Raw genomic sequence first — 10763 nt, forward strand, 5'->3', positions numbered from 1 at the left:
CCGCCGGGGTGTCCCGTGCCCCAAGAAGCGAGTAGGAATATGAGTCTGGATTTTTTGGAGTTTGAGCAGCCCATCGCGGAGCTGCAGGCGAAGATAGAAGAGCTGCGTAAGGTGTCGCAAAACGGCGATCTGGATGTCGATCTGGCACAGGAGATCGAACAGCTTGAGCAAAAACGCAGCGCCATGACCAGCAAGGTGTTTGCCGATCTGGAGCCGTGGCAGGTGTCGCAAATGGCGCGGCATCCCCAGCGCCCCTATACCCTGGATTACATCGATCTATTGTTCACGGAATTCGATGAGTTTGCCGGCGATCGGGCTTACGCCAACGACGAAGCGATCGTTGGCGGGACCGCCCGCTTCAATGGCCAGCCGGTGATGGTGCTCGGCCAGCAGAAGGGGCGAGATACCAAAGAGAAGATCCGCCGCAACTTTGGCATGCCGCGACCAGAAGGGTACCGTAAGGCGTTGCGCCTGATGGAGATGGCTGAGCGCTTTAAGCTGCCGATCATGACCTTCATCGATACCCCGGGCGCCTATCCGGGCGTGGGCGCGGAGGAGCGTGGCCAGTCAGAAGCGATCGCCAAGAACTTGTTGGTGATGTCAGGCCTGAAGGTGCCGACCATCTGTACCGTGATCGGCGAAGGGGGCTCAGGTGGCGCTCTGGCCATCGGTGTGGGCGATCGGGTCAACATGCTGCAATACTCCACCTATTCGGTGATCTCGCCGGAAGGGTGTGCCTCGATCTTGTGGAAGGACTCGGCCCAGGCGCCCAAAGCGGCGGAAGCGATGGGGATCACCGCCTCGCGCTTGCATGAGCTGGGATTGGTGGACCATGTGGTTGCTGAGCCGATGGGCGGCGCCCATCGCGATCCGATGGCGATGGCGGCGAACCTGAAGATCCGGCTTGAGGATGATCTGTTGGCGCTGCAGGAGCTGTCCATTGATACGCTGCTGGAGCAGCGTTATGAGCGGCTGATGGGGTATGGCTATTGCCGCTAACCGAGTCATGTGCGCAGCCTGAGTCCCCACTTTGTGCTGCGCTCTCCTCTGCGCTGTCACAGGCGCTGGCTGAGGCGGCCCCCACCGCCATCTGGCTAGCGTTTAGTGGCGGTGTCGATTCCCAGCTGTTGGCGACACTGCTTGCCGGCTGGCAGCGGGATCACCCTCAGATCCCCTGTTATTTGCTGCATGTTCACCACGGCTTATCCGACGACGCCGAGCAGTGGGTGCAACACTGTCAGGCCAGTGCCGAGCAACTTGGCTTGCCCTTGACGGTGCACCGCGTTGAGTTGCAGCTTGGCCCGCGGATCAGTGTGGAAGCGGCAGCGCGCCACGCCAGATACCAGGCCTTCCTTTCCCATATCGACCCGCAGCATGTTCTGCTGACCGGGCATCACTTAGATGATCAGGCGGAAACCCTGCTGTTGGCGTTGAAACGGGGCAGTGGCCCTAAAGGGCTGTCGGCCATGGCGCCAAGCCAGCCTTTTGGCGCCGGACGATTGATGCGGCCCTGGCTAGGCTTGCCACGCCGGGCGATCGAGCAAGCTGCGGCGGCGATGGCGCTGAGTCATATTGAGGATCACAGCAACGCGGATCTTCGCTTTGACCGCAACTTTTTGCGTCATCGGATCCTGCCGCAGCTGGAGGCGCGATGGCCGGGCGTGAAGACCAGCTTGGCCCGCAGTGCGGTATTGTGTGCCGAGCAGCAATCCCTGTGCGACGAGTTGGCCGCGACGGATCTGGCGCGCTGCCAACTGCCGGCGGATGGGCTCAGCCTGGCTCGCTCTGCCGAGCTTAGCGTACTGCGGCGCAACAACCTGGTGCGCTACTGGTTGGCGCAGCAAGGTGCCTTGATGCCGAGCCGACTGCAATTGGCGCAGATCGAGCGGATCTGGCAGGCGCGGGCCGACAGTCAGCCTCAGGTGGACTGGGCGGGGTGGTCGGTTCGACGCTACCTCGACGGCCTCTATCTGCTCAGCGCTGAGCCGGCCTTGCCGTGTGAAGATGAACCCTGGCAGACCCAGTGCCTTGCCAACGGCGAGTGCTGGCGTTTGCAGTCGGCGTCCGCGGGGCCGCGGTTACAACCACCGGCCGAGCAGCAGCGACTGACGGTACGTTATGGCTTGCCGGGTACCACCCGTTTGCGGCCCGCTGGCCGCAGTGGCTCTCGACCGTTGAAGAAGCTGTGGCAGGAGTATCGGGTACCGCCTTGGCTGCGATCGCAGGTGGCGATGCTCTGTTACGATGATAAGGTGGTAGCGGCCCTCGGTTATTGGCTTGAGCAGGATGCGCTGTGCCAAGAGGGACCGGGGGTGATCCCACAACGGCAAGACGAAATGAGCTAGGAAAACCGTCACAAGGAGTCTCGGATGCAGGATAGCTGGTTGGGCGTCGGTCTGTTGCTGGCCACCATGGCGATCATCGCCATCGGTTTGGTGCGCCGCTTGGGGCTGCCGGTGATCCTGGCTTGGCTGGGCTTGGGCCTGTTGGCTGGGCCGCAGGGGCTGGCGTGGCTGACTCAGGCGCAGATCCACTTGGTGGCTGAGCTTGGCATTGTCTTTTTGATGTTTTCGCTCGGGCTGGAGTTTTCCTTGCCCCGCCTGTGGGCGATGCGCAGCCGGGTGTTTGGGCTGGGATCGGCCCAGGTATTGATCACCGGGATCCTTGCTGGCTTGGTGGCGATCGCCTTGGGCAGCGAGTTGCGTGCCGCCATCGTGATCGGCGCGGCGATCGCGCTGTCTTCCACCGCCATTGTTCTCAAGCAGCTCGATGAGCTGGGCTGGCTCAATCGGCGCCACGGCGAGCTGTCGGTCAGTGTGCTGCTGTTTCAGGATCTCGCCGTCATTCCATTGTTGATCGCCATCCCCATGTTGGGCTCAGACAGCGTCGGCAGCGAATTGCTGCTGGAGCTGGGCCTGGCGCTGCTCAAAGCCGGTGCGGTGTTTACCGGGCTGTTGTGGGCGGGGGGATTCTTGTTGCCGCGGATCTTCGATGAGGTGGCGCGCTCGCGCTCTGATGAACTGTTCGTGCTGACCACGCTGGTGGTGGCCTTGTCGACCGGCTTTATTACGCAATGGTTGGGGCTGTCGATGGCGCTGGGGGCTTTTCTGGCGGGCATGCTATTGGGCGAAAGTCAGTACCGGCAACAACTGGAAGCCGATATCCGTCCCTTCCGGGATCTGCTGATGGGGGTGTTTTTCGTTTCGGTCGGCATGCTGCTGGATCTGTCGTTGGTGGCCGAGCACTGGCTGATGTTGCTGATCCTACTGCCGACGGTGATGCTGTTTAAGGCGCTGGTGATCACCCTGTTGGCCCGACTTGGCGGTGAGAAGATCAAGGACGCCATGGCCACCGGCTTCTGTTTAGCCCAGATCGGTGAGTTCAGCTTTATCCTTATCGGTTTGGCCCTGACCTGGCAGGTGCTGGAGCCGACGTTGGCCAACCTGCTGGTGGTCACTGGGGTGTTGTCGATGAGCCTGGCCCCGGCGCTGATCAATCGTTGCATTGATCTGGCGAAGGCGCTGCTGGGTGGCGGCGAGAGGTTGACGGCCGAGGCGGCGCCCCAAGAGCACAAGGGGATATCGGATCATGTGCTCTTGCTCGGTTATGGCCGGGTCGGTCAGACCTTAGCCCGGTTTTTACGGCGCGAGGGGATCGGCTATCTGGCGGTGGATCTGGATCCGGTGCGGGTGCGGGAGGCCAGGCTGGGGGGCGAGCCGGTGCTGTTTGGCGATGGCCGCCGCGGCGAGATCCTGAAAGACGCCGGGATCCTACAGGCCAAGATGGCGGTGATCACCTTTGACAACCGACGCACCATCTTCAATCAGCTCGATTGCATTCGCACGTTGGCGCCGCAATTGCCGATCTTGGTGCGGACGCGGGATGACGCCACACTGGAGGCGTTGCGCGATGCTGGAGCCGATCAGGTCATACCGGAATCGCTGGAGGGCAGTTTGATGTTAGTGTCGCAAGTGCTTTATCGATTGGATGTGCCGCTGCCGATCATCTTAAAGCGGCTGGAGCGGGAGCGCCGGCGTCATTACCGAACCTTGCATGGCTTCTTTACCGGTGAGGAGCTCAACCCCGAACAGTTGCATGCGGTGACCCTGTCGACCGATGCCTGGTCGGTGGGGCGACGCTTGAATGAGGTGTTGCTCGAGCGCTGGCAGATCAGCATCGAAGCGGTGATCCGCGCCGAGCAACGGCAAGCCTTGACGCCGGAATTGACCCTGCTCAGCGGGGATACGCTGTTGTTGCAAGGTCCCCCAAACAAAATGGAGCGGGCCGAACGTCGCTTGCTGGACGGCTACTGAGCCGTCCGCACTGAGGCGGATGAGCTGAAAGGAGTGCGATTGGCGGGGTTCTTGCCCCCAAGTCGGCTCGCACCGGCTTGGGGGCCGTCAGCTTGGGTTATTTCAGCTCGATGCCATCCTTGAGGATGGTGATGTGGCCCTGCTTGTACAGGCTACCAATGGTGCGCTTGAACACGCCCTTGGAGACGCCAAACACGCGTTTGATGGTGTCAGCATCGGTCTTGTCGTACAGCGGCGCAAAACGGTTCGGCTGCTTCTCCAGGTAGCTGAGGATCTGCTGGCCCAGTCGATCCACCTGCTTTTCCACCGTCGGGGCAATGCTCACGTCCAAACGGCCGCCTTCGCGTACCTTGGTGATGTAGCCAGGCATGCGCTGGCCGATCTTCAGATCTCGAAATACCGTGTCGTAGTAGATCACGCCCCAGTGGGCGTTGTTGACGATGGCCTTGTAACCCAAGTCGGATTTACCGGCGATCACCACGCTGACTTTTTCTTTCTCGGCGTACTCGGCCGGGGTGACGTCGAGGAAGCGGTCGATCTTGGCGCTGGCGGCGATGCGGTCGGTGTGCTCGTCAACGTACAGGTGCACCATGGTGTACTGACCGACTTCCACCGGGCGCTTTTGCTGGTTGTGCGGCAGCAGCAGATCTTTATCCAGACCCCAGTCGAGGAAGGCGCCGACGCGGGTGTTTTCGATGCACTTCATGCTAACAAACTCGCCCACCTGTGCCTTTGGCTTGCGGGTGGTGGCGATGAACTGATCTTCCGAGTCCAGATAGATGAACACTTCCAGCGCGTCGCCGGGCTTGGCGTCTTTTGGGGCCACTTTCTTTGGCAGCAGGATCTCACCCAGATCATCGCCGTCCAGATAGAGGCCGAAGCTCACCAGTTTGGTGACGGTAAGGGTGTTGGTTTGTCCGATCTTGACCATGATGTCCCCGAGTCGCAGTACATGAAGTGATTTTAAGGGCGCAGAGTATACCCGTTCCCCTGTTCGCTGTCTTTTAAGATAGTTGGCTTGCTATGTCTCTGATACCGTCAGCCTTAAATGGCGGCGATCTCGTCTTGGCTCAGTGGACGAGATCCCCCCTCGGCGAGATCCCCCAGTTGCAGCGGACCCATGCTCTCCCGATGCAGAGCAACAACCGGATTGCGGAAGCGACCGAACATCCGTTTGATCTGGTGGTAGCGTCCCTCATAGATGGTCAGACGGGCAACACAGGGCTCGAGTTGCTCGAGCTGAGCCGGACTGGTGGTGATCCCCTCATAGGGGAAGTGGATCCCCTCGGCGAAGACGCGGGCGGTGTCCGGGTGGATCGGCTCTGCCAGCGTCACTCGGTAGGTCTTAGGTTTCTTTAACTCAGGCGCGGTCAGGCGCCGGGACCAGAGCCCGTCATTGGTGAGGATCAACAGCCCGGTACTGGCCCGATCCAGCCGCCCGCCAATATGGAGTTGCGCCGCCAGCGTTGGTGGCAGCAGCTCCATGACGGTTGGGTGCTGTGGATCCGACGTGGCGCTGAGGTATCCTGCCGGTTTATTGAGCATCAGGTAGTGCGCCACTTGGCCCGACTGGATGAGCTCACCGCCCGCTTCGATGCGGCAATAGGGGCTAATAGCGCGGGTACCGTCGCGGCACGGTTGGCCATTGAGCTGAACCTCGCCGCGGGCCAGCAGCAACTGAACATGGCGTCGATTCCACTGAGGATGCTGGCAAAGTCGTCGATCGAGTCGCATGAGGGTCTGTATCCGCTGGTGAATGGGTGTGAGTTGAAGTTCGCATTTATGAGGTTCACCGGCCATTTTACCCGATCACAAGGGTCGAATGCCTTGGGGCGCTGCCCAAAACTGGGATAAAATGACGCCCGCTTCACACTGACTCCCTGGCGAGAGTGTAGTATCGTCCCGGATCCGAACGGCGCACTGCTGTGCCGCTCGCTGCCATACAACAAGGCTGTTATGACTCTGCGCGTTGCGATCAATGGATTTGGCCGGATAGGCCGCTCTGCCCTGAGGGCCCTGTATGAACGGGGACTGCAGGAGCGGATAACTGTGGTGGCCATCAATGAATTGGCCACCCCGGCGGCGATCGCCCATCTGACCCAATTTGATACCACCCACGGTCGGTTCGGTCAGCCCGTGTCGGTCAGCGAGGGCTGCCTGCATATTGGCTCGGATCGGATCGCGTTGCTGCATCAGCCGGAGCCCGCGCAGCTGCCCTGGCAGGCGTTGGGGGTGGATCTGGTGTTGGAGTGTACCGGTGTGCTTAAAACGGCGGCGCAGTGTGAGGCACACTTGCACGCGGGCGCGGGTAAGGTGTTGATCGCGCATCCGGCGGACAGTGCGGTGGAGGCGACGGTGGTGTATGGCATTAATCACCAGCGGCTGACTGGGAGGGAGCGGATCGTCTCCAATGCCTCCTGTACCACCAACTGCTCGGTGCCGGTACTGAGCTTGCTGCATGAGGCCTTTGGCATCGAGCGGGGGGCGATCACCACCATCCATTCGGCGATGCACGATCAGCAGGTGATCGATGCCTATCATGAGGATCTGCGCAGGACTCGGGCGGCCAGTCAGTCGATCATCCCGGTGGACACCAAATTGGCGCGGGGGATCGAGCGGATCCTGCCCGCGCTGCACAATAAATTAGAAGCCATTGCGGTGCGGGTGCCGACCACCAACGTGACCGCGATGGACTTGTCCTTGACCCTGAAACGGCGGGTCGATATCGCCAGTGTTAACCAGCTGCTGCAGCGCGCTGCGGCGCACGGGCCATTAAAAGGCTTGCTGGATTACACCGAGGCCCCTTTGGTCTCCAGTGATTTTAATCACGATCCCCACTCCTGCGTGGTGGATGGGACCCAGACCCGGGTGTCCGATGGGCACCTGGTCAAGCTACTGCTGTGGTGTGATAACGAGTGGGGATTTGCTAACCGCATGCTCGACACCGCATTGGCGATGACAAAACAATAAAAGAATTCGATTCACTTACAAACTTGAGGAAACATCCATGAACATTTTGAAGATGACCGAGCTGGATCTGGCCGGTAAACGCGTTCTGATCCGTCAGGATCTGAACGTGCCGGTAAAAGACGGTGTGGTTACCTCCGATGCGCGTCTGCGCGCGTCCATGCCAACCATTGAGCACGCCCTGAAAGCCGGCGCCAAGGTGATGATCATGTCGCATCTGGGTCGTCCGACCGAAGGTGAGTACGCCGAAGAGTTTTCGCTGGCGCCAGTAGCCAACTACCTGAACGACAAGCTGGATGCAGCGGTACGTCTGGAAAAAGATTACCTCAACGGCGTTGAGCTGGCTGACGGTGAAGTGGTGGTGTTTGAGAACGTACGCTTCAATGAAGGTGAGAAGAAAGACGACGAGGCGCTGTCCAAGGCTTACGCGGCCCTGTGTGACATCTTCGTGATGGACGCGTTTGGTACCGCGCACCGCGCCCAAGCATCCACCCATGGTGTGGGTAAGTTTGCGCCGCAAGCCGCGGCAGGTCCTCTGCTCGCCGGTGAGCTGGACGCGCTGGGCAAAGCGCTGGACAACCCAGCTCGCCCGATGGTTGCCATCGTTGGCGGCTCCAAGGTATCGACCAAGCTGACCGTGCTGGAGTCTCTGTCCACTAAGGTCGATCAGCTGGTCGTGGGTGGCGGGATCGCCAACACCTTTATTGCGGCTGCCGGCCACCCGGTTGGCAAGTCTCTGTACGAAGCCGATCTGATCGCACAGGCCAACAAGCTGACGGCGGATGCCAAGGCCAATGGTGGCGATATCCCAGTACCAACCGACGTGGTGTGTGGTAAGGCCTTCTCCGAAAGCGCCGAAGCGACCCTGAAAGCGGTTGCCGACACCGCCGAAGACGACATGATCTTCGACATTGGTCCGGACAGTGCCGAGGCTCTGGCTGAGATCCTGAAAAATGCAGGGACTATCGTCTGGAACGGCCCGGTTGGCGTGTTTGAGTTTGATCAGTTTGGTGAAGGCACCAAGCGCATCGCTCAGGCGATTGCTGAGTCTGATGCCTTCTCCATTGCTGGCGGTGGTGATACCCTAGCGGCAGTGGATAAATATGATATTGCTGACAAAGTTTCCTATATCTCAACTGGCGGTGGCGCCTTCCTAGAGTTCCTGGAGGGCAAAACCCTGCCCGCGGTTGCCATGTTGCAAGCGCGCGCAGCGGAGTAACGTACTACTCAAGGCCGGCTTTTTAGCCGGCCTTTTTGTTCTCTATCCTACTCGGTAGGGCGTTTATCTTACACGGAGTTAGACACTTATGGCTTTGATCTCTTTGCGCCAATTGCTCGACCATGCGGCTGAACATAACTACGGTGTACCTGCGTTCAACGTGAATAATCTGGAGCAGATGCGTGCCATCATGCAGGCTGCGGAAAAGACCGACTCACCGGTGATCGTTCAGGCTTCGGCCGGGGCGCGTAAGTATGCCCGGCCTCAGTTTTTACGCTATCTGATGACCGCCGCGCTGGAGCAGTATCCGGATGTGCCCGTGTGTATCCATCAGGATCACGGCACCTCGCCGGACGTGTGCCAGCGTTCGATCCAGATGGGCTTTAGCTCGGTGATGATGGATGGCTCTTTGCGTGAAGATGGTAAAACCCCGGCCGATTACGGCTACAACGTGCAGGTGACCCAGCGCACTGTGGCGTTTGCTCACGCGTGCGGGGTGTCGGTAGAGGGCGAGATCGGTTGCTTGGGCAGCCTGGAAACCGGGATGGCCGGTGAAGAGGATGGCGTCGGCGCCGAAGGGGTGCTCAGTGAAGATCAGCTGCTGACCGATCCGGAAGAGGCGGCGCGCTTTGTCTCGGCGACCAAGGTGGATGCACTGGCGATCGCCATCGGCACCAGCCACGGGGCTTACAAGTTTTCCAAGAAGCCGACCGGCGATGTGCTGCGGATCGATCGCATCAAAGAGATCCACGCGCGGATCCCCGATACCCATCTGGTGATGCATGGCTCCTCGTCGGTGCCGCAGGAGTGGTTGCAGGTGATCAACCAATACGGCGGTGCGATCCCGGAGACTTATGGCGTTCCGGTCGAGGAGATCGTGGAAGGGATCAAGTTTGGTGTGCGTAAGGTCAATATCGATACCGATCTGCGTTTGGCCTCCACTGGGGCGGTGCGTAAGTTCCTGGCGGAGAATCCGGCGGAGTTTGATCCACGTAAGTTCCTTAAGCAGTCGATGGAAGCGATGGCGCAGATCTGTGAGCTGCGTAATGAGGCCTTCGGCTGTGCTGGTCAGGGCTCCAAGCTCAAGCCTCTGTCACTGCAGGCCATGTATAAGCGCTATCAGACCGGTGAGCTGGATCCGAAAGTAAACCTATAACCGGCTGAGAGTTTGAAAAAAAACGTCCATTCGTGGGCGTTTTTTTATGCCTGGTGGATGGGTCTTTGTTACCATGTTGTTGCGTCTGGTTGAGGCGGGACAGTGGAGCCCCTTCGTTTGACCGAGATAGGGCGCATGCAGCACTAGCGTAATGATGGATTGCAGGGAGTAAGCATGAATAAAGTACAGCTGGCCACCGCAGTGGCGTTTACCTGGGCGTCGGTTACAGCTCAAGCGGCGCTCGAGGGCGCGGCGGAGCTGGGCGCGACCATAGTGACGGGGAATACCGAGACCACGTCGATTAAGGCTAAGATCGACAGCACTCATGAGGTTGGCGAATTTACCAATCAATATCTGCTGGAAGCCTTGTATGCCGAGGATACCGACACCCGCTCGGCCGAGCGCTATTATGCGTTAGCGCAAACCAATTATCCCAAGGCAGGACGTCACTATTTCTTCGGGATGGGCAGTGGTGAGATCGATAAATTTTCCGGCTACGATTACGTTTTGACGGTTGCCGCCGGTTACGGCTACCGCTTCATTCAGCAAACCGACATGACCCTGGTGGGTGAGATCGGTCCCGGTTACAGCTATAAGAAGGTCGATCAGGATGAAAATCCGGGAGCCGATAACGAATCGGATGTGATCGCCCGTGCCAAGATCGAGTATTGGTGGCAATTTTCACCCAATGCCGAGTTTAAGCAGTTATTCACCTCCGATATCGCGTTTGGCGGGGCGACCATCAGTCGCAGCGAGACCTCGGTCAGTGCCAGTCTGGTGGGGAATTTGGCGATGAAGCTGGGCTATAACGTCAAGCACAACTCCGATCCGGTTGACGGCAAGCAGAGCACGGATACTGAGCTGGCGGCGACCCTGCTGTACAAGTTCTGAGTCTTGCCTTGATGTGATTGGTTTGAGAGAAGCGCGCCGAACGGCGCGCTTTTTGCGATGGGTGTGCCAGGCATGGCACGCAGTGCCTTGATAAGAGGCGGTCACAGTGGGTGAGAAGGCCCATATCTTCAAAGCCCAATACTTACACGGAAGCTGTGGACGTAAATGCGGCAGGCATAAGTGTGAAGGTCGCGTGTCTTACCCTGGGAACTCTGCT

At 59.5% G+C, this 10763-nt stretch carries 9 protein-coding genes; 7 read left to right on the forward strand and 2 right to left on the reverse strand.

Annotated features, from left to right (window positions below; genetic code table 11):
- Window positions 1–39: 39 nt before the first annotated feature.
- The 3 genes from accA to ABEA08_RS05230 are packed head-to-tail and all read left to right on the forward strand — an operon-like array spanning window position 40 to window position 4313.
- Entirely contained in the window at window positions 40–999 is a 960-nt protein-coding gene (gene accA, locus ABEA08_RS05220) for an acetyl-CoA carboxylase carboxyl transferase subunit alpha (protein ID WP_345333986.1), read from the forward strand.
- A complete protein-coding gene (gene tilS / locus ABEA08_RS05225) occupies window positions 990–2345 on the forward strand; it encodes a tRNA lysidine(34) synthetase TilS (RefSeq protein ID WP_345333988.1) in 1356 nt (451 codons plus the stop codon). Before accA ends, tilS begins: the two co-directional genes overlap by 10 nt.
- Before the next feature lie 24 nt (window positions 2346–2369).
- Window positions 2370–4313, forward strand: a complete 1944-nt coding sequence (locus tag ABEA08_RS05230) for a cation:proton antiporter domain-containing protein (protein ID WP_345333990.1) — start codon at window positions 2370–2372, stop codon at window positions 4311–4313.
- 97 nt (window positions 4314–4410) lie between these two features.
- Here ABEA08_RS05230 and ABEA08_RS05235 read toward each other — a convergent pair whose 3' ends face one another.
- On the reverse strand, window positions 4411–5244 hold the full coding sequence (locus ABEA08_RS05235) for a CvfB family protein (RefSeq protein WP_345333992.1): 834 nt from the start codon (window positions 5242–5244) through the stop codon (window positions 4411–4413).
- A 113-nt stretch (window positions 5245–5357) separates the two neighbouring features.
- Window positions 5358–6047 carry a pseudouridine synthase gene (locus ABEA08_RS05240; protein ID WP_345333994.1) on the reverse strand — a complete coding sequence of 230 codons (690 nt, stop codon included), beginning with the start codon at window positions 6045–6047 and terminating at the stop codon, window positions 5358–5360.
- A 222-nt stretch (window positions 6048–6269) separates the two neighbouring features.
- Here ABEA08_RS05240 and epd point away from each other — a divergent pair, with 222 nt between their 5' ends.
- From epd to ABEA08_RS05260, 4 genes are all read left to right on the forward strand, one after another.
- Complete coding sequence (gene epd / locus ABEA08_RS05245) at window positions 6270–7283, forward strand: erythrose-4-phosphate dehydrogenase (protein ID WP_345333996.1); 1014 nt, start codon at window positions 6270–6272, stop codon at window positions 7281–7283.
- Between the two features lie 37 nt (window positions 7284–7320).
- Entirely contained in the window at window positions 7321–8499 is a 1179-nt protein-coding gene (locus tag ABEA08_RS05250; protein ID WP_345333998.1) for a phosphoglycerate kinase, read from the forward strand.
- 88 nt (window positions 8500–8587) lie between these two features.
- On the forward strand, window positions 8588–9655 hold the full coding sequence (gene fba, locus ABEA08_RS05255) for a class II fructose-bisphosphate aldolase (RefSeq protein WP_345334000.1): 1068 nt from the start codon (window positions 8588–8590) through the stop codon (window positions 9653–9655).
- Between the two features lie 174 nt (window positions 9656–9829).
- The gene (locus tag ABEA08_RS05260; protein ID WP_345334002.1) at window positions 9830–10546 is read left to right on the forward strand and encodes a DUF481 domain-containing protein; all 717 of its coding nucleotides are present in this window, start codon (window positions 9830–9832) and stop codon (window positions 10544–10546) included.
- Window positions 10547–10763: the final 217 nt, after the last annotated feature.

The sequence above is a fragment of the Ferrimonas pelagia genome (assembly GCF_039543565.1).
GTDB lineage: Bacteria > Pseudomonadota > Gammaproteobacteria > Enterobacterales > Shewanellaceae > Ferrimonas > Ferrimonas pelagia.

Coding starts and splice junctions, on each gene's coding strand:
- accA (WP_345333986.1), top strand. CDS start 40: ATGAGTCTGGATTTTTTGGAGTTTGAGCAGCCCATCGCGGAGCTGCAG.
- ABEA08_RS05230 (WP_345333990.1), top strand. CDS start 2,370: ATGCAGGATAGCTGGTTGGGCGTCGGTCTGTTGCTGGCCACCATGGCG.
- ABEA08_RS05235 (WP_345333992.1), bottom strand. CDS start 5,244: ATGGTCAAGATCGGACAAACCAACACCCTTACCGTCACCAAACTGGTG.
- ABEA08_RS05240 (WP_345333994.1), bottom strand. CDS start 6,047: ATGCGACTCGATCGACGACTTTGCCAGCATCCTCAGTGGAATCGACGC.
- epd (WP_345333996.1), top strand. CDS start 6,270: ATGACTCTGCGCGTTGCGATCAATGGATTTGGCCGGATAGGCCGCTCT.
- ABEA08_RS05250 (WP_345333998.1), top strand. CDS start 7,321: ATGAACATTTTGAAGATGACCGAGCTGGATCTGGCCGGTAAACGCGTT.
- fba (WP_345334000.1), top strand. CDS start 8,588: ATGGCTTTGATCTCTTTGCGCCAATTGCTCGACCATGCGGCTGAACAT.
- ABEA08_RS05260 (WP_345334002.1), top strand. CDS start 9,830: ATGAATAAAGTACAGCTGGCCACCGCAGTGGCGTTTACCTGGGCGTCG.